Raw genomic sequence first — 19,535 nt, 5'->3', positions numbered from 1 at the left:
TTTATTTTCTTAATTTATTAATGCTCACAAATTTACTTATTTTTCTTTAATTTTAAATAAATTCGAGGCATTTGTTTACTCAAGATTTCTCAATTTCACCTCTTTTTTAAGGTAAGTTTTGTAATCTTCGGCAAACATTCCGATGTAGGTTCCTTTTTTAAGATCTCTATTGACTCCGGTTTTACCTAAAATAACTGAGCCGCTTTCAATATGATTTCCTGAAGCGATACCAACCTGTCCCCATAAAGTTACCTCATCACCGATGATACAGCATCCTGCAACACCAACTTGAGATGCAATAAGACATTTTCTTCCAATTACCGTATCATGCCCGATTTGAATTTGATTATCTAAAACTGAACCTTCACCAATGATTGTAGAGTCTGTAACACCTCTGTCAATTGTACAACCGTTTCCGATTTCTACATTATTTTCGATGATGACATTTCCTACAGAAATTAAACGGTCAAAATTTCCATTTAATTTTCTGTAATAAAAAGCGTCACCTCCTAAAACGGTGTTGGATTGAATAATCACATTATCACCAATCACTGTACGATCTCCAATAACAACATTTGGGAAAATAATTGTGTTTTTTCCAATGGTGATATTGTTTCCAAGAACTGCGGAAGGATGTATTTTTGTACCTTCTCCTATTTCCACATCATGAAGTGTTTCTGTGAAATTATAGATTTTGGTAAAATGGGTATTGATTTTATTGAAATCTCTGAAAGGATCGTCAGAAACCAAAAGTGCTTTTCCTTCCGGACATTCTACTTCTTTATCAATGAGGATAATTGTAGCAGCAGAATTTAAAGCTTTTTCGTAATATTTTGGATGATTAACGAAAACGATTTCTCCTGCTTTTACTCTGTGAATTTCGTTGGTACCAAAAACCTGAAAATCTTCGGAACCAAGAAATTTTGCTCCGATGAGGTCTGCAATAGTTTTTAGTTTTTGTGGCTGATGAAACGTCATACTGTTTAAATGATGTTTTGTTTTAAATCAACCTTGTCAGGGTTTAAAACCTTGATAAGGTTTTTGTGATACTTTTTTTATTTTAAATCAGCTTTGTCAAATTTTGAAATGATGACAAGGTTTGTTTTTCTGTCTAAATTGCAGCCCGGCTTGAACGGAGCTCTTTTTGCGAAACGAAGTGTAGCAAAAAAGCGGGAGTGGAAGACGGAAAAAGCTGCCATAAAAAAATGAAAGCTGAAAGTGATTATCTTCCAGCTTCCTAATATTGTTTAGTATTACTACTCTTTTACTCTTTCTAAGTAAGAACCGTCTTCTGTGCTTACTTTGATTTTGTCTCCAGCTTCGATGAATAAAGGAACCATTACTCTTGCACCTGTTTCAACGATTGCGTTTTTCAAAGCATTTGTCGCTGTATTTCCTTTTACACCCGGATCAGCTTCAATAACTTCCAAATAAACAGACTGAGGTAATTCTGCAGAAAGTGGCGTTTCATCAGCATCTTTTAAAATAATAGTAACTTCTTCACCTGCTTTCATTAGGTTTGAGTTTTCAATCATTTCTTTTCCTAAATACAATTGAGAAAAATCTTCGTTATTCATAAAATGAAATCCGTTTTCATCATCATACAAATACTGAAATTTTCTGGTGATTACTTTTACTTCATCGATTTTATGACCTGCAGAAAAAGTATTATCCAAAACTTTTCCGTTGGTTACTGATTTCATTTTTGTTCTTACGAAAGCTGGCCCTTTACCTGGTTTAACGTGCATAAATTCAACAATTTTGAAAATATCGTTGCTGAATTCGATACACATTCCCTTCTTAATATCGTTACTTGTTGCCATTGAATTTTATATATTATTTTTTTATTTTGATTTGTAGACCTGAAGACTCAAAACTTTTCTTCCAAGCATATCCATCGCATCAACTCTCGGTCTGTAAAACGTTCCTGCATCTGTAGGAGTTACAGCACGATTGTTAATTACTGTATTGAAATTGATGGTATTGATTAAAAGTTGGTCTAAATTTTTGTTCATTGCTGATGAACTTTTTAGGTCTGAATTTAAATTTGAGAAAGATTTTTTTGAATAATCCAAAATTGAATTTACATTTTTAACTGCCAAAGAATCTTTAAAATTCAATGAAGCGTCTTTTTTCTGCTGCGCAAAAACAAAAGAAGAAAATACTGTAAAAATCAATACTAAATTTCTCATCTTAATTAAATTTAATTATTCTTTACCTGTTCCGTATCCTTTTACGATACCTCTTGGTGAATTTTGAATAAACTGAAGAATTTCATCTCTTTCTGCCGTTGGAAGCATTTCTTTTTCAATGTGTGAAACTGCCTGAGAAACATTCATTTTCATTTGAAAAATCGCTCTGTAAATTTTCTGAATTTCGAAGATTTTATCATTGCTGAAACCTCTTCTTCTTAAACCTACAGAATTAATTCCCGCATAAGACATCGGCTCTCTTGCTACTTTTACGTAAGGCGGAATATCTTTTCTCACCAAAGTACCTCCGGAAATCATTACGTGTTTCCCGATTTTACCAAACTGATGAACAGCAGACAAACCTCCCATTACCGTATAATCACCAATTTCTACGTGACCCGCAATTCCGCAACCGTTTACAATGATAACGTGATCACCAATTAAACAATCGTGCGCAATATGAGAAGTTGCCATAATCAGACAGTTGGCTCCGATTTTTGTATAACCTAAAGCTTTTGTACCTCTGTTTACCGTTACACATTCTCTGATTGTAGTATCATCACCGATGATGGTTTGTGTATCTTCACCGTCGAATTTTAAATCCTGAGGAATCGCAGAAATTACTGTTCCTGGAAAAATCCTGCAGTTTTTACCGATTCTTGCTCCATCCATGATGGTTACGTTAGAACCAATCCATGTTCCCTCTCCTATTTCTACATCACCTGCAATGGTAGTAAACGGTTCTACAACAACGTTTTTGCTGATTTTTGCACGCTTGTCAACGGCCGCTAATTGATGAATCATTTAATCAATTTTATTTTTTGCAACTTGAGCCATTAGTTCAGCTTCTACAGCGATTGTATCTCCTACATATCCGTAACCCTGCATATGAACAATACCTCTTCTAATAGGTGTAATCAATTCAATTTTAAAAACCAAAGTATCACCCGGAATTACTTTTCTTTTGAATTTCACCTTATCTATTTTAATAAAATAAGTTGAATAATTTTCAGGATCTGGTACACTTGCTAAAACTAAAATCCCACCAGTTTGTGCTAAAGCTTCAACCTGTAAAACTCCCGGCATAACCGGTTCTTTAGGAAAATGCCCTACAAAATATGGTTCGTTGAATGTTACATTTTTTAGTCCTACAACGTGCTTATCGGAAAGTTCAAGTACTTTATCAATTAACAAAAAAGGATAACGATGAGGCATTAATCGCATAATACCATTGATGTCGAAAACCGGCTCTTTTGTTAAGTCGATATCTGGAACATTTTTTTTCTTTTGTAATTTCCACTGACGGTTCAGTTTTTTAGCAAACTGAGTATTTACAAAATGTCCTGGTTTATTAGCAATAATTTTCCCTTTAATTTTAACCCCACATAAAGCCAAATCACCGATCACGTCAAGCAATTTGTGTCTTGCAGCTTCGTTTGGATAGTTTAAAGTTAAATTGTCTAAAATTCCGTTTGGTCTGATGGATACATGATCTTTACCAAAAGCAGTTTTTAGTTTTTCAGTTGTTTCCGGAGTTAAATCTTTATCAACATAAACAATTGCATTTGAAATATCTCCACCTTTGATCAAACCGTGGTCAAGAAGCATTTCTAATTCGTGCAAAAAGCTGAATGTTCTCGCAGAAGAAATTTCTTCTTTAAACTCTGAAATATTTTTTAAAGTAGCATTTTGAGTTCCTAAAACTTTAGTTCCAAAATCTACCATTGTTGTCACTTCGTATGTATCTGAAGGAATGATTGTAATTTCTGAACCAGTTGCAGGATCGCTGTAACTCAAAACTTCTTTTATAACAAGATATTCTCTTACAACAGCTTGTTCTACAACGCCAACACTTTCGATAGCTTCAACAAAAAACTTAGAAGAACCATCTAAAATTGGAGGTTCTGAAGCATCCATTTCCAAAATAGCGTTATCAACATCGCAACCTACCAAAGCAGCCAAAAGATGCTCACAAGTATTGATTTTCACGCCTAATTTCTCCAAAGTAGTTCCCCTTTCTGTAGCAACTACATAGTTTACGTCTGCTTCTACATGAGGACGTCCCTCAAGATCTGTTCTTACGAAAACAAAACCTGTATTTTCTTTTGCAGGTTTAATGGTTAATTTTACTTCTCTACCAGTATGAAGACCTATTCCAGAAAGAGTAACCTCTTCCTGAAGGGTTTTTTGCATATCACTCATTAGTATGATCTTTTGAGTTATTCTCAAGATTATTTATTTTTTTCGCAAGCTCAGGAAGGTTCCTGAAATGCACGTAGCTTCTAAGATAGTCATTATAACTAATTGCAGGTGAACCGTAAACAGTTTCTTTATCATCAACGCTGGAATTCACTCCACTTTGCGCTTGAATTTTCACCTGATTTCCGATTTTTATATGACCTACGATTCCTACCTGACCTCCAATTTGATTCCAGTCACCAACAATTGTAGAACCGGCAATCCCCGTTTGTGAAGCGATTACGTTATTCTGACCAATTTTTACGTTGTGTGCAATTTGGATTAAATTATCGATTTTAGTACCTTTTCCGATCGTTGTAGAACCAATTGTTGCTCTATCGATGCTGCAGTTTGAACCTATTTCCACGTTATCTTCAATGATAACGTTTCCTAACTGAGGAATTTTTTGGAAACCTTCCGCAGTCGGCTGAAAACCAAATCCATCACCGCCAATTACAGTATTTGAATGAATCACACAATTATCACCAATAATGCAGTAATCATAGATTCTTGCACCACTGTCGATTTTACAGTTTTTACCGATTTTTACACCTTTACCAATATAAACCTGCGGATAAATCTGTGTACCTTCACCAATTTTTGCTTTTTCGGAAACATAAGTAAATGCTCCGATATACACTTTTTCTCCAATTACAGCAGTTTCATGGATTGAAGAACCATCTTCAACCCCTTCTTTTCTGCCCTGCATTTCCTGATACAGATTCATTAAAACCTGAAAGGAAAGATAGGCATCTTTTACCGCTATTAGTGTAGGATTATATTTATTTTTATCGATAAGTGTCTCGGTAACAATAAGTACCGAACATTTTGAAGTATCTAAATGATGCGCAAAACGATCTTGAGCAATAAATGACAGATGCCCGGATTCTCCGCTTTCAATCGGTGAAACTCCGGTAATAAGTGCGTCTCCGTCACCTATAATTTTTCCGTCAATAAAACTTGCAATTTGCGAAGCTGTAAATTCCATATTCTGCAAAGATAAGAAATTCTCTTATTCGCAAACATTTTTTAGTTTATGGAATATCGATTTTAATATTATTTAAGAAAATTCACCATCACAATCTTGGAAAAGCAAGGATGTATCTTTGAGTTTTATGAACAATTAAACCCGATAAAAGCTGATCTTCGGACTCGTCTAATTTTAAAACTTCGCCATTTTTCTGCAGGAGATAAATTGGCTGTTTTTCTGTATCATAAGGAAGTAAACTTCTGTTTATCTGATGTACCAATTCATTTCCGTTGTCAATTCCAAAAAAATCGTTAGTGTTTTTTATCTTTTCTTCAATAAATTTCTCATCAAAAGGGTGTGACGAAATAATTGTCTTCGGAAGATTTCGCTGGATCACACACTTGCACCAATAAGAAAGAATAAAATCATCTGATTTCTGCCAAATTTTCATTGCCTGAATCACGTCATTATCATCCAACTGCGTAAAACGCTCTACATCTTCATCAGTTGCTGCACTTTTTCCTCGATTTAAAAAATATTTTAAATTTTCGGTTGCAGGTAAATCAACGCCTTCAGAAACCAAATATTTTGCTCTTTCGAGGATTTTCACCAAAATAAATTCCGCCAAAGCTGAAGTTTTATGGTAATAAACCTGCCAATACATAAACATTCTCGCCGTCAGGAAATTTTCAATCGAATAAACTCCTTTTGCATCAATCACCAATTCTTCTTTGCAGACGTTCATCATCGAAATGATCCTTTGTGTATTGATATTTCCTTCCGAAACTCCTGTGAAAAAACTGTCTCTGTTTAAATAATCCAATCGATCAACATCCAATTGTGAACTGATTAACTGATTAAAAAACTTTCTGTGGTATTTTCCCTGAAACATTTCGATTGCAGTTGATAATTGCCCACTAAATTCATCATTCAATCTATTCATTAATAATAAGGAAAGATTTTCGTGATGCCAATCATCCATCAACATACTTTCTAAAGCATGAGAAAACGGACCGTGACCAATATCGTGCATTAAAATCGCCAACATTGCACCTTTCTCTTCCTCAACAGAAATAGCGACTCCTTTTTGCTTTAAAGTTTCCAAAGCAGTAAACATCAAATGCATTGCACCAATTGCATGATGAAATCTTGTGTGCGTTGCACCCGGAAAAATTAAATTTAAAAGTCCGGTCTGCGAAATCCTTCTTAATCTTTGAAAATATGGATGTTCAATAACATCAAATAAGATTTCGTGAGGAATTTTTATGAAACCGTGAACCGGATCGTTGATGATTTTAAGCTTGTTCTGCATTGAAATAACTGTGATTAATGCAAAATTAAGGTATTAAACTCAATTTAACGAAAATTGGAAAATTTAATCAAATGAATTTTTATTAATAATACTTTTAAAACCGGAGATTTTAGATTATCTTCATACCACATATAATAAATCTTAAAAGTAAAAGTTCTTTAACTAAGATTTAACTTAATGACCAATCATTTTGGCTTTTATTAAAGGCTTTTGGTCGCAGTTTTGATACATTAACCATAGAAAAAAATCAAACTTTTATGTCAGAAAAAATATTATGGATCGATGATGAAATAGATTTACTCAAACCTCATATCGTATTTTTAGAAAAGAAGGGTTATCATGTAACTCCCGTAAATAATGTGAACGAGGCTTTAGAATTGATAGATTCAGAAAAATTTGCATTGACACTTATCGATGAAAATATGCCAGGAATTTCCGGTCTTGAAGCTATCCCTATGATTAAAGAAAGAGATAGTTCTTTAAAAATCGTGATGGTAACCAAAAGTGAAGAAGAACACATCATGGAAGAAGCAATCGGTTCTCAGATTGCCGATTATATTTTAAAACCTGTAAACCCGAATCAGATTTTACTTTCATTAAAGAAAAATCTTCAGGAAGACAATTTGGTTGAGCAAAAAACGATTCTTCAATACCAACAGGAATTCAGAAATCTTTCTATGGAGCTTTCTTACCTGAGAACCTATCAAGATTGGGCAGAATATTATAAAAAAATCGTGAATTGGGAACTAAAATTTGATAAAGTTGCCGATAACGAGTTTGCAGACCTACTTCAATCACAGAAAGAAGAAGCAAATATTCAGTTTGCTAAATTTATCGAAAACAATTACGAAGACTGGTTGAATGGTTCAGATAAACCGATGATGAGTCACACTTTATTTAAAGACAAAGTAAAAACTGAAGTTGAAAAAGATAAAGTACTCCTTTTGATGGTTGATAACCTGCGTTATGACCAATGGAAAGTAATTGAACCGCTTTTCACAAAATATTACAATAAAGTTTCTGAAGATTATTATTACAGTATTCTTCCTACAGCAACTCAATATGCGAGAAACTCTTTCTTTGCAGGACTTTTACCTTCTGAAATCGAAAAACGCTTTCCTGATAAATGGTTTAACGACAATGAAGATGGAAATAAAAATGAATTTGAGCGCGATTTCCTGGAAGATCAAATGAAAAGAGTTGGCTTAAGCTCAAAATCGATGAAATATCTTAAAGTTTTGAATGCTGATTTTGAAAGAAAAATTTATGACGACTTTAATCAACACAAAAACAATGATCTTTTGGTGATTGTGTACAACTTTATTGATATTCTTTCTCATGCAAAAACAGACAATCACATTGTTGATCAGTTGATCAGAGATGATAAAACGTTCAGATCTTTGACTTCAAACTGGTTTGAAAACTCATCTTTAATTAAGATTATTAAACTTGCTGCAGAAAGCGGTTTCAAATTAGTGATTACAACCGACCATGGAACCGTTTATGTAAAAAAACCAAGTCGTGTTGTTGGAGACAGAGAAACCTCAACCAACATTCGTTATAAAACAGGAAAAAGTTTGACGTATGATGATAAAGATGTTTGGGCAGTGAGTAATCCTGAAAAGCTATTTTTACCAAAAGGAAATTTAAGTTCGAAATATATTTTTGCCAAAAACAATACATTCTTAGCTTATCCTAAAAATTACAATCACTTTGTCAATTATTATAAAGAAACTTACCAACATGGTGGAATTTCGTTGGAGGAATGCATTATTCCGATCAGCGTTCTTGAGCCAAAATAAGTTTAATATATATTGAATACTTTTAATTCGGGCGGAAAAATCTAAGATTTTTTCCGCCCGAATTTTTATATTTTTGAGTTATGAAATTAATTACATACAACGTCAACGGAATCAGAGCAGCTTTTACCAAAGATTTTTTAGGTTGGCTGAAAACTGCCGATCCGGATATCATCTGCATTCAGGAAAGCAAAGCAGGAAACGATCAAATTGACATTGAAAGTCTTGAAAAAGCCGGTTATCATAGTTATTGGCATTCTGCGGTAAGAAAAGGCTACAGCGGAGTTGGAATTGCATCTAAAGTAAAGCCCAATCATATAGAATATGGTTGCGGAATTGAAAGTTATGATAACGAAGGAAGAGTTATTCGAGCTGATTTTGATGGATTTTCTGTGATTTCTGTTTACGTTCCGTCTGCTTCAAATATTGAAAGACTGGAATTTAAAATGCAGTTTTGCCATGATTTTTTAGATTATATAAAAAATTTAAAGAAAGAAATTCCGAATTTGATAATTTCGGGAGATTTTAATATTTGTCATCAAGCGATTGATATTCACAATCCGGTTGGTTTAAAAAACACTTCAGGCTTTTTACCAATGGAAAGAGAATGGATGACTAATTTCATCGAAGAATGCGAATTGATTGACAGTTTCAGGTATTTTAATAACCAACCCGATAATTATACTTGGTGGAGCTACAGACAAAATTCGAGAGCTAATAATAAAGGATGGAGACTGGATTATAATTTTGCTTCATATTCTTTAAAGGATAAACTCTCAAGAGCTGTTATTTTAAAAGAAGCGGTACATTCTGATCATTGCCCTGCTTTAATTGAATTTAACCTCTAAAAACATAAAAGCCAGCTAAATTTAGCTGGCTTTGTTAATTTTCTAAGAATCGTATTAAATTTAATCGACAATTTCGTACTCTACTGGGATAATACCTTTTTGTGTTCCCCCAATTTCATCGAACGCTGCTTTAGACATATCTAATGCTCTTGATGAATGGAAAGGCCCTCTATCATTAATCGTTACAATTACCTCTTCTCCATTGTTCAGATTGGTTACCTTAATTTCGGTTCCAAAAGGAAGCGTTCTGTGCGCTGCGGTTAATTTTGAGTTATTAAAAACTTCTCCGCTTGCTGTTTTTCTACCATTAAATTTGTCGTGGTAGTACGACGCATAACTTGTTTTCTTCGCATCTTCGGCATCGTTCTTGAAAGAATAAATACCTAGTGTTGAAATCATCATTATGATTACGAGAATGAATCTTTTCATCATGTTGAACTTTTACTTGTTTGACGAGGCAAAAGTATATTGAAACTTTTTAGCTACCTATTTTAAAAGTTAACAAACGTTAAATAAAACTTAAATAAAACTTAATTAATCATGTAACTGCCTATAAATAGGGATTTTAAAGCATGGTGTTAAAAAACGTTAAAAAAATACCTTAAAAGTTAACATAATTAACTAAATCAGCCAAAATTTGAATTTCACAAAAACATAATCAACTTATAATCAACAATTTAATCAAATCCAGATATTTACAAATTCTTCTGTAACTTCTCTAAAACAATGAATACTTATTAACAAAACAAAAGATATTATGGAAAAACTAAAAAGCAACAAAATTCTGCTTATCCTTGTTTTGGCGGTACTTTTCATTTCGATTTTTTCGGCGGGAAAAGAATTTGGTCAATATTTTTATCAAAGATTTAACTAAATATTAAAATGGAATTTTAACGAAAATAGAAAAACCAATGAAAAATCATTGGTTTTTACTTTTATATTTTGCTTAAACAAGTTCTCCGTACAAATCAAATTCTTCTGCGGAAGTAATTTTTACGTTGGCAAAATCTCCAATCGAAATGTAAGTATTCTCTGCAGAAACCAAAACCGTGTTATCAACATCCGGAGAATCGTATTCTGTACGACCTACGAAATAGTTTCCTTCTTTTCGGTCGAAAACACATTTGTAAATCTCTCCGATTTTCGCTTGATTTTTATCCCAAGAAATTTGAGACTGTAATTCCATGATCTCTTCCACTCTCGCCTCTTTCACTTCTTGCGGAATATCGTCTTCTAAAACATAAGCTCCCGTATTTTCTTCATGAGAATAAGTGAAACATCCCAATCGATCGAATTTCTGCTCTCTTACCCATTCTTTTAATTCTTGGAATCTTTCTTCAGTTTCTCCAGGATAACCAACAATTAAAGTTGTTCTGATTGCCATATCTGGAACTTTCTCTCTGAATTTGTCTAAAAGTGCATTCGTTTTTTCATGAGTTGTTCCTCTTTTCATTGATTTCAATAAATCAGAATTAATATGCTGAAGCGGAATATCAATATAATTACAAACTTTCGGTTCTTCACGGATAATATCTAAAACATCTTCCGGGAAACCACTTGGAAAAGCATAATGAAGACGAATCCATTCAATTCCTTCAACTTTCACCAATTCTTTCAATAATTCGCCTAAAGCTCTCTTCTTATATATATCTAAACCGTAATACGTTAAATCCTGAGCAATAAGAATTAATTCCTTAACTCCGACTTTAGCTAATTTCTGAGCTTCATTTACTAATTTTTCAATCGGTGTAGAAACGTGACCTCCCCTCATTAAAGGAATTGCACAAAACGAACAAGGTCTGTCGCAACCTTCAGAAATTTTAAGATAAGCGTAATGTTTTGGAGTCGTTGTTAATCTTTCGCCAACCAATTCATGCTTGTAATCTGCCCCTAAATGCTTCAACAATATAGGAAGATCTCTCGTTCCGAAATATTGATCGACATCAGGAATTTCTTTTATCAAATCTGGTTTATACCTTTCAGAAAGACAACCTGTAACGAAAACCTTCTCTACTTCTCCCCTATTTTTTGCCTCAACATAATCAAGAATAGTATTAATTGATTCTTCTTTTGCATTGTCGATAAAACCGCAAGTATTTATTACTACGATATCACCTCTGTCTTCGTGCACAACTTCTTTTCCGTTGGCTTTCAGTTGGCTCATCAACACTTCAGAATCGTAAACGTTTTTGGAGCAACCCAACGTTACAATGTTTATCTTCTTTTTACCTACAGATTTTGTGCGCATTTTATATTGAATAATAAGTAATTAGTAATCAGTAATTTTTGTGGCTGCAAATTTACGCATAAAAAAAGAACCGAAAGATTCGGCTCTCTATTTAGATTTATTATAAACAATATTGACGTAAAATTTCATTTAATAAGCTTGATCGTCACCTTTCACAATATTATATAACGTTAAAAAGATAATTTTGATATCTAAAAAGAAAGACCAATTCTGAATATACCAAACATCTTTTTCAATTCTTTTTTCCATATCTCTATGAGAAAATATCTCTCCTCTTGAACCCATCACTTGTGCCCAACCTGTAATTCCCGGCCTCACAATATGTCTTGTCATGTATTTTTTTGTGATTTTGGAATACATTTCTGTCTGAGATAACATATGTGGTCTTGGACCAACAACCGACATATCACCAAGAAAGACATTAATAAACTGAGGTAGCTCATCAATACTTGTTTTTCGTATAAAAGCACCAAATTTGGTAATTCTTGAATCGTTTTTTATTGCAGTCTGAAGATCCGCATTTTTATTGCTCTTCATACTTCTAAATTTAATACAATTGAATGGCTCATTATTAAGACCAGATCTTTTTTGAAGAAAAAATGGTGATTCGTTGCTTTCAATTTTTACAATTAGTGCAACAATAGGTATTATCCAAGAGAGTAGAAATATAATAACAAAAATTGAAAAACCAATATCAAAAACTCTTTTTAGAATTTGTTTTTTAGGATTTGAAAGAGGTTCTCTTATAAGTCTAAGAAATGGTACTTCATGAATAATATCAAAATAATTAGGACCTAAATTAGCATATTTAAAATCAGGAACCATATATATTCTTATCATTTTGTGTTCCGCTACCTCTACAATCTCTTTATAAACATCAACTTCAATATTGTCGTCACAGAATATTATACTGCTTATTTTTGTATTTTCTATGTCTTGGAACAATTTATTGACATTACCCAGATACTGGTTTTTTGTCTCCTTATTTTCGTAATTATATGTTCCTCTAATTCCTAAAGATCTTCTTAAATATTTATTTGCTAAAAGTGATGTTGAAAGCTTATTTTCCCCTACAAGTACGGTATTGAATGAATAAAACTTTCGCCCTAATTTTACTCTGTTTTTTTTTCTGTACAAAAATAAAACAAACCTTGTAAGGGTCATAAAAAAACCGATTAAAAGAAAATATAAAATAATATTTCTGTAATTAATTTTCACAGAAAATATAAGACTTAGATAAACTGCTGTTGAGAGAACAAGCAAAATGAAAGATTTTGCCAGTGCATTAAAATTTAATGACGATTCTCTTATTTTTAAAATTTTGTATGGTTTTGTAATAATTGTAATTACAAGCCAAGATAAATTGAGAAGAATAAGTTGTGTACGAAAATTTTGCTCAAAATCGCTTTCGGTAAATTCAAAAAAATATAATTTCCCAAAAATAAAAAGCATATTGATAGTAATATAATCTACTATCAAAAAAATGCTCTGTAAATGTTTAAAAAAATAAACTGACATATTTCACAATCCTAACTTCTACTTTATAATCTTTTGTGCAAAAATTATAAAGTGAAATTTAATTCTTTATAGACTTCTAATATATTAAAAATTTTTTAAAGAAAATGATGGCAAAATTTTGTCTTTATCGGAAAGAATAATATCATCTTGAGGAAGCTGCCAATCTATATTCAAGTCTGTATCATTCCAAAGTACTCCGCCTTCAGATGCTTTATCGTAAAAGTTATCGCATTTATAAGAAAAAACAGCAGTTTCACTTAAAACCGAAAAACCGTGACCAAAACCTCTAGGTACGTATAATTGTAATTTATTCTCATCTGTGAGCTCAAGGGAAAACCATTGACCAAAAGTAGGAGAATCTTCTCTAAGATCAACCACCACATCTAGAACTTTTCCATCAAGGCAAGAAACTAATTTTGCCTGAGCTTTATCTCCTTTCTGCAAATGTAATCCTCTAAGAACACCATAACTTGATTTAGAAATATTGTCCTGAACAAAATGTCCATTCATTCCTGTCAATTCTTCAAATTTTTGCTCATTAAATTTTTCGTAAAAATAACCTCTGTCATCCTCGAAAATAGTAGGTTCGATAATATAGCAGTCTTTAAGTGGTGTTTCTTTTATTTTCATTATTTTTTTAGTTCTTTATTAAAAACTATCCATTTTATGGGCACAAATATAAAAAATTAGTTTATTAAATAAAATCTCAGACTTTCACTTGTTTATAAATGTCAATCAACTTTAAGAAATTATTATTTTTATTATATTCGTTAAAGACTTTTTCATAAGAATTATTTCCCATGGCATTTCTTTGTTCTTCATTAAGAAAATACCGGATTTTTTCTATTGCTTCCTCTGTTGTATTATAAACAAAACCATTATAATTATCATCTACAGTATCTTTATTACCTATAACATTACTTACTACAAGAGGCTTCCGCATTGCCATAGCTTCCAAAATTGCAATTGGAAGACCTTCCCACAAAGATACTTGTATGTATAAATCGAGAGAATTAATTGTTTGTAATAATTCTTCTCGTGTTCTTATCCACCCTGTAACTTTAATATTTTTTGATGTTATGTCATCTATAAGTTCTCCATTTCCAATCCAAATAAAATCAACATCCGGCAATAAAGATGCTATTTTATTGAAAGTTTTTGGGTTTTTTTGTGGAGTCAGTCGTCCTACTGTACCTACTGTAAAACGTTTATTAATTACTGGAGAGTAAAGTTTATTGGGTAATTCAAAGTCAACACCATTTCTTATGAGAGTTGTTTTACCAATTTTTTTTGCCAGTTCAAACTCTGTATTTCCAGAAGCGATAATCGTCCCTCCAAATATAGAAGGCATAGCATATTCAATAATTTTAAAAAATAAAATTTTAATTTTTGAAATATTTTGCTGTACAAAAGAAAATCCGTGAGGTGAATAGTAAACATTTTTTTGTGACACAATGCCTAAACACGCCAATCTACCAATAACACCTGCTTTTGCTGAATGAAGATGTATAATATCTGGTTTTATTTTCTTAAGTAATTTTCGGGTCTCTGTAAATACTATTTTATCTTTTTTTAAATTGATAGGTCTTTGCATATCTACTTCATAAAGAAAAATATCCTGATGAATTTCTTTATGAAATAATTCTTTATCTAATTCTACACGATTTGGACTATAGATTAAATGAATTTCACAATTAATATAAGATTGGTTTGTAGCCAAAAAATTGCTCAAATCTTTAACATAAGTATAAACTCCTCCTCCAAATGCTTCTACAAATTGAACTATTTTAATTTTTTTTTCCAAATCAAAGTGTATATTATTAATAAATGAAAATTTGATATTATTATAAAATCTTAACTCACAATTTTCATCTTGAAATCGATATATAATAAACTGTTTTGGGGCTTATTTCCGGTATTGTGACAGTTATTGAATTTTTTCTAACAGAAATCTTTTGTTTATTCTTAAAAACCATATTTTCTAAGAAACCTTCTTGAGTGTAAGGAATTTCGTAAATATTTAAATCTACATTTTGTTCTTTTTTGTAAAGATTATATAAATTTTTCAGATTAACTTGAACATTTACAACCTTATTACCGCTGTTATTATTCAGAATAATATATTGTCCCTTTTGATCATAAGACGAAAAAGCTGATACTTGGTTATAATTTGAAATAGATTTAGTTCTGTTTTTTATACTTTGACTGTAAACTTTGTAAGCCCACCAAACAGATCTCGGCTTTCCATTTTTGTCAAGCAAACCGTTGATTGAGTTGTTACAATTAAATACTCCGTCACTTTCTGCCCAACAACCTTTACAAGCCCCATCTATACCGTTATCTTCCAGCATTTTAAAAACCTGTAGGACTTCTGATGGAGAAAACTGTGAATATTGGTTGATAATTTCGTTAAGAACAATCTTTTTCACACCCACTTTTGGATATTTTGGAAGTATTGTATTTCTAAGCTTTTTTACATCTTTAGAAAAACTCTCTTCAGAAACACCATCTCTCCACTCATGCCAACATAACATATCTACCCTTATATTATTTTTATTGCAAAATCGGAGAAAATCTTCTATTTCATTCTCATCATAATGATCGAAAGAGGGACCAGTGATAATTGCATCTTTTCCTCCAGGTAAAGATCTGATAATATTATGAGCCTTTTTAAAAATCTGGTAATATTCTTCTTTGTCAAAATCTCCAAAACCTCCTTGGTGAAAAGGCTCATTCCAAATATCATAAATTACCGTATTTTTAAACTTTTTGTATTCAGCAGTAATTACAGTTTTCAATCTATCGGTCTCTAATGGATGAGGCCATTCTTTATTATTTTTTTTTCCAGGATAACCATACATATCTGATATCACCAGAATCGGAGTAATCCCAAAGCTTCTTAAGTACTCAACATCTTTAGTTGATTTGTAAGACCACCCTATTCTCCAATATTTCGGTTTTAATTCTAAAATACTATTCTCAAGTGCTCTAATATCATCAAAATGTAAAAATCCGGACATAGATTTTACATTGTTGACTTTTTTATTAAAGTCAATTTCTACTTTTACAGAATCTTTTATTTTTTGACTTTTTACGAGTGCAAAAGACAAAAATGTAATGACTAAAAAAACAAATTTGAAATATGTAAAAACTATTTTCATATACTAAAGAAAAGGAGCCTAAAGTTAATTTTCTTTTACTAAATTAAGCTTATATTTAATCGTCAATTTCAAAACGGAAATCAACGTAATCATTCTTTTATAAATTTTCATGTGTAAAGGTCTATTGCTTCGGGTAAGTAAACTTCCTAATTGGGTAACATTATTTCCTGATCTTCTGTACAACAGATAAGGTTTTTCAATAAATTTCACTTTACCAACCACTTCGCCCACCAATCCCATCCAAAGATCAATTGCAACTTCTTTGTTATTTGGAAATGGCATAGAATAATTTAAAACTTTCCTATTAAAAGCCATACAGCAACCATAATAAGTACTGCATGTAAGGTTTTTAAACAAACCAGTCCCAGAATTATAGATACTAAAAAAAGACTCATTAGTTACATTTAATGCCTCATCAGTCACCATAGAATTGGTTACTACCAAATCATTTGTTTGTAAATTTTCTACTACTGCAATATATTTACCGGGAAGCCAAACATCATCTTGATCAGAAATAAAAATAATGTCGCCAATTGATTCCTTTAAAGCATTTTGAAAATTAGCGGTATAGCCTCGTTCACCAGTATTAAAAATTATTTTAATTCTTTTATCATTTATATTTCTGATAATATTTAATGTTTGATCCGTTGAACCGTCATCGGAAATAATAACTTCATCATTTGATGCAATTTGCTCCAAAATTGAGGCAAGTTGTTCTAAAATAAATTTCTCACCATTATAAGTAGCCAAACATACACTTGCTTTCATTACTTCTTTATTTTTTCAAATGCATTCATAAATTGCTTTGCTGAATTCTTCCAGCTTTTATCGCCAGAAAAATAGGCATTTTCTATGTTTTGAGACATCTTTTTCAATAAATCTCTCTTCGTGTAAAGTTCAATTAACGCATTATAAATTGCCAATGAACTTTTAGGCTCTATAATCAACCCTGTTTTTTGATCTTCCACCATTTCAGGTAATCCACCTACGTTAGTTGCAATTACAGGTTTTTGAAATGCAAATGCAGACATCACAACACCACTTTGAGTAGCATCTGTGTATGGACAAACAACCACAGATGATTGCGAAATAAGATCTGCTAAATATGACGGTGTGATAAACCCATTAAGAATATTAATCTGAGAATAGTTTTTGTAAGGCTGAATATCAAAATCGAAATCACCACTTCCTGCTATCGTTAAATGTATATCATCATATTTTTTATCATCAATTATTTTGACAAATGCATCCAATAAATATTTAATCCCTTTATATGGAGATATTCTTCCAAAAAATAAAATATTAAAACCTGTAGATTTTGTATTTTCATTTGAGTTTGAAGTATAATATCTCAGATAATCATAAACACTTAAAAATGATGTAGAAATTTTGGAAGGATTTTCTCCATAATACTCTATAAAATCATTTTTCTGATTACTGTTTAATAATATTTTATGATCAATAAGCTTAAAATGAATTTTCCTCAAATAACGATCTATGAGAAAGTTTTCACCTGAATGTAAAAACGGATCGTGAACAATCATCAACATCTTTTTTCTGTACTGTAATGTCGTCAGAAAATAAGTCAACATATAATTATCAATAACAATTACATCAGGATTTATTTTTTTAATTTGTTGATGAATTTTATACGAAATAGAGAGTTTTTTAAAAACATCAGCATTTCGGGTACCCTTTATTACAAATGTTTTATTTAGAGAAATCAAACTACTGAAACGTTGTAATTCTTCAACTTCTTCTCCACCAGTAATTGTTTTTTTTAGCTTTGAGGGATCTATAAAATTATAAATTTCATAAAGTGCTTCCGTAAAAAAATACACTTCGCAATTTTCACTAAGTGCATTAATTAAAGATATATTTGCATCGAGCGCAAAAGTTGAAAGGAAAGCAATTTTCATTATTAAATTTTCAAGTAATTACTTTTTGGGATTAAGGATTTTATCCATATGCTTATTGAATATATAATAGGCCCGTGTAATTGATGGTTTATCCCAAAGGATGTTTTGATAATTTCTTATAATAAAATTATTGGATTTATACATTTTTAAAATTCCAAACAATAACAATACAAAAGTGAATATTACTTTCATAAATCGGTTAAGAACTGCATATAAATATGCAAATAAAATCCAGTAAGCGGCAGCAAAAAGTGTGGTTATTCTATCAATTAAAATAGAATACTCATTTAAAAACAAATATGTTGCTGTAAAAATAAAAAGTAAATTGTAGAAAATATTGAGTAAATAATCGTCTTTAATATATTCACTCACTTTATCATAAAGTTTATAAAAAATAATGAATGTGATAACTTTTTCAAGATATCCTATTGTTATACCATACCCACCGCTATAAACACTATTTTCTGAATAAAATTCAGTCATTAAAGAATACACTCCTCCTAATAAATTTCCTATTGCAATGATTAATGGAGTGATAAATTTAATCTGACCTAAGTACAAGACATTTCCTAAAATAAAAGTTCCCCAGACAAAGGCTGGATTTATTTTTTTATGTAAGAAAAAATAAAGTGGGAAAAAGAAAATGGCAGATGTATGAAAAAGGAGACCAATCCCATTAAAAATAAAATATTTCGCTGCATTTCTTTCTTTAATAAATTGCAGTGAATACAAAAAAAGAAATATTGCTTTGGAGTTTCTCAATAAATTGATCTCTATTACCAACCCTGAGAAAATAAAAAACATGATAAAGGATAGTACATACTGTGGAGAATATTTATTAAAGAAATAATTCAGGAACAATACATTTACTAAAGAAGAAAAAATCTGAAGACAAAAATAACTTGGTGAAATCGTTTTGAGAATTATAAGCAGAACTTTAAAACCGGGCTCTATCTTCAAAAGATAATCCTCATTCATCTCAGAGAAAAATTGTGCAATTCCTTTTAAATCAAATAATGTTGGCGCTACTTCGTACAACGGATAATAAACGGCAAAATCACTATCAATATACCCTCTAAATCCAAAGAAAACAAAAAAAACAAGCATTCCCAAATATCTGACAACCTTGATATCATTTTCGTTTCTTCTTAGTTTATTTTCCCATAAAAATAGAATGAAAAATATCAAAAAAAGAATAATATATGGTGTGGAATAGGTACCGCTAAAAGTAGGCTGCATTAATTATTGTATTTTTTGGATTTAATTTTCCATTTGCAAATATAAGTAAATGAGTAAATCATTTAAATTTTACATTGATTAGATTATTTCA

The 19,535-nt window shown here is 31.4% G+C and carries 18 protein-coding genes; 2 read left to right on the top strand and 16 right to left on the bottom strand.

Annotated elements, in window-relative coordinates; genetic code table 11:
• Nucleotides 1–75 precede the first annotated feature (75 nt).
• The 7 genes from OF897_RS06565 to OF897_RS06535 form a co-directional block, all read right to left on the bottom strand.
• On the bottom strand, nucleotides 76–978 hold the full coding sequence (locus tag OF897_RS06565; protein WP_267264891.1) for a UDP-3-O-(3-hydroxymyristoyl)glucosamine N-acyltransferase: 903 nt from the start codon (nucleotides 976–978) through the stop codon (nucleotides 76–78).
• A 278-nt stretch (nucleotides 979–1,256) separates the two neighbouring features.
• Complete coding sequence (gene efp, locus OF897_RS06560; protein WP_267264890.1) at nucleotides 1,257–1,823, bottom strand: elongation factor P; 567 nt, start codon at nucleotides 1,821–1,823, stop codon at nucleotides 1,257–1,259.
• Nucleotides 1,824–1,844: 21 nt separating this feature from the next.
• Nucleotides 1,845–2,192: a hypothetical protein gene (locus OF897_RS06555; RefSeq protein WP_267264889.1), complete on the bottom strand. Its 348-nt coding sequence runs from the start codon at nucleotides 2,190–2,192 to the stop codon at nucleotides 1,845–1,847.
• 15 nt (nucleotides 2,193–2,207) lie between these two features.
• A complete protein-coding gene (gene lpxA / locus OF897_RS06550) occupies nucleotides 2,208–2,996 on the bottom strand; it encodes an acyl-ACP--UDP-N-acetylglucosamine O-acyltransferase (RefSeq protein WP_267264888.1) in 789 nt (262 codons plus the stop codon).
• A complete protein-coding gene (locus OF897_RS06545) occupies nucleotides 2,997–4,394 on the bottom strand; it encodes a bifunctional UDP-3-O-[3-hydroxymyristoyl] N-acetylglucosamine deacetylase/3-hydroxyacyl-ACP dehydratase (RefSeq protein ID WP_267264887.1) in 1,398 nt (465 codons plus the stop codon). It abuts the gene before it with no gap.
• Nucleotides 4,387–5,418 carry a UDP-3-O-(3-hydroxymyristoyl)glucosamine N-acyltransferase gene (lpxD, locus tag OF897_RS06540; protein WP_267264886.1) on the bottom strand — a complete coding sequence of 344 codons (1,032 nt, stop codon included), beginning with the start codon at nucleotides 5,416–5,418 and terminating at the stop codon, nucleotides 4,387–4,389. The genes OF897_RS06545 and lpxD overlap by 8 nt, the downstream gene beginning before the upstream one ends.
• 88 nt (nucleotides 5,419–5,506) lie before the next feature.
• Nucleotides 5,507–6,712, bottom strand: coding sequence for an HD domain-containing protein (locus tag OF897_RS06535; protein WP_267264885.1), 1,206 nt, complete (start codon nucleotides 6,710–6,712; stop codon nucleotides 5,507–5,509).
• Nucleotides 6,713–6,969: 257 nt separating this feature from the next.
• Here OF897_RS06535 and porX point away from each other — a divergent pair, with 257 nt between their 5' ends.
• On the top strand, nucleotides 6,970–8,514 hold the full coding sequence (porX, locus tag OF897_RS06530) for a T9SS response regulator signal transducer PorX (RefSeq protein ID WP_267264884.1): 1,545 nt from the start codon (nucleotides 6,970–6,972) through the stop codon (nucleotides 8,512–8,514).
• An 80-nt stretch (nucleotides 8,515–8,594) separates the two neighbouring features.
• Nucleotides 8,595–9,359 (top strand): exodeoxyribonuclease III, encoded by a 765-nt coding sequence (locus OF897_RS06525; RefSeq protein ID WP_267264883.1) that lies wholly within the window; start codon nucleotides 8,595–8,597, stop codon nucleotides 9,357–9,359.
• A 60-nt stretch (nucleotides 9,360–9,419) separates the two neighbouring features.
• On the opposite strand, the gene OF897_RS06520 is transcribed toward OF897_RS06525, so the two are convergent.
• The 9 genes from OF897_RS06520 to OF897_RS06480 all read right to left on the bottom strand — a co-directional run bounded on the left by OF897_RS06520 (nucleotide 9,420) and on the right by OF897_RS06480 (nucleotide 19,444).
• On the bottom strand, nucleotides 9,420–9,791 hold the full coding sequence (locus OF897_RS06520) for a septal ring lytic transglycosylase RlpA family protein (RefSeq protein WP_267264882.1): 372 nt from the start codon (nucleotides 9,789–9,791) through the stop codon (nucleotides 9,420–9,422).
• A 514-nt stretch (nucleotides 9,792–10,305) separates the two neighbouring features.
• Nucleotides 10,306–11,607, bottom strand: coding sequence for a 30S ribosomal protein S12 methylthiotransferase RimO (rimO, locus tag OF897_RS06515; protein WP_267264881.1), 1,302 nt, complete (start codon nucleotides 11,605–11,607; stop codon nucleotides 10,306–10,308).
• 129 nt (nucleotides 11,608–11,736) lie between these two features.
• The gene (locus OF897_RS06510) at nucleotides 11,737–13,125 is read right to left on the bottom strand and encodes an exopolysaccharide biosynthesis polyprenyl glycosylphosphotransferase (protein ID WP_267264880.1); all 1,389 of its coding nucleotides are present in this window, start codon (nucleotides 13,123–13,125) and stop codon (nucleotides 11,737–11,739) included.
• A gap of 84 nt (nucleotides 13,126–13,209) precedes the next feature.
• Nucleotides 13,210–13,755, bottom strand: coding sequence for a dTDP-4-dehydrorhamnose 3,5-epimerase (gene rfbC / locus OF897_RS06505; RefSeq protein ID WP_267264879.1), 546 nt, complete (start codon nucleotides 13,753–13,755; stop codon nucleotides 13,210–13,212).
• Between the two features lie 76 nt (nucleotides 13,756–13,831).
• The gene (locus tag OF897_RS06500) at nucleotides 13,832–14,929 is read right to left on the bottom strand and encodes a glycosyltransferase (protein WP_267264878.1); all 1,098 of its coding nucleotides are present in this window, start codon (nucleotides 14,927–14,929) and stop codon (nucleotides 13,832–13,834) included.
• 64 nt (nucleotides 14,930–14,993) lie between these two features.
• On the bottom strand, nucleotides 14,994–16,235 hold the full coding sequence (locus OF897_RS06495; protein WP_267264877.1) for a GH39 family glycosyl hydrolase: 1,242 nt from the start codon (nucleotides 16,233–16,235) through the stop codon (nucleotides 14,994–14,996).
• A 75-nt stretch (nucleotides 16,236–16,310) separates the two neighbouring features.
• Nucleotides 16,311–17,054, bottom strand: a complete 744-nt coding sequence (locus OF897_RS06490; protein WP_267264876.1) for a glycosyltransferase family 2 protein — start codon at nucleotides 17,052–17,054, stop codon at nucleotides 16,311–16,313.
• Nucleotides 17,054–18,205, bottom strand: a complete 1,152-nt coding sequence (locus OF897_RS06485; protein WP_267264875.1) for a glycosyltransferase family 4 protein — start codon at nucleotides 18,203–18,205, stop codon at nucleotides 17,054–17,056. Before OF897_RS06485 ends, OF897_RS06490 begins: the two co-directional genes overlap by 1 nt.
• An 18-nt stretch (nucleotides 18,206–18,223) precedes the next feature.
• On the bottom strand, nucleotides 18,224–19,444 hold the full coding sequence (locus OF897_RS06480) for an EpsG family protein (RefSeq protein ID WP_267264874.1): 1,221 nt from the start codon (nucleotides 19,442–19,444) through the stop codon (nucleotides 18,224–18,226).
• Nucleotides 19,445–19,535 lie beyond the last annotated feature (91 nt).

It is taken from the genome of Chryseobacterium formosum, assembly GCF_026460885.1.
Taxonomy (GTDB): Bacteria; Bacteroidota; Bacteroidia; order Flavobacteriales; family Weeksellaceae; genus Chryseobacterium; species Chryseobacterium formosus.
This window is presented reverse-complemented; position numbering and strand designations above follow the sequence as displayed.